Annotated in this window: 1 rRNA gene; it reads left to right on the top strand. The window is 48.1% G+C overall.

Annotated features, from left to right (window positions below):
* Window positions 1-126: 126 nt before the first annotated feature.
* Window positions 127-242, top strand: a 5S ribosomal RNA gene (gene rrf, locus TY13_RS19610).
* The last annotated feature ends 24 nt before the right edge of the window (window positions 243-266 follow it).

Genomic DNA, 266 nt, shown 5'->3' with positions numbered 1-266 from the left:
AGGGTTTCAAGATACAAGCTAATCGAGGAAACAATAGAGCGATTGAAGGAGTGTACCTGAGTACATGACTGAATGAGCGAATGCAGTTGACGAAGAGTAGCGCCCTATATTGAAAGCCGAATAAAGTGAAGTGATGATGGCAAAGAGGTCACACCCGTTCCCATACCGAACACGGAAGTTAAGCTCTTTAGCGCCGATGGTAGTTGGGGGCTTCCCCCTGTGAGAGTAGGACATCGCTTCGCACGAGTAAACCGCTGAGAAATCAG

The sequence above is a fragment of the Bacillus ndiopicus genome (genome assembly GCF_000612805.1).
Lineage (GTDB): Bacteria > Bacillota > Bacilli > Bacillales_A > Planococcaceae > Metasolibacillus > Metasolibacillus ndiopicus.
This window is presented reverse-complemented; position numbering and strand designations above follow the sequence as displayed.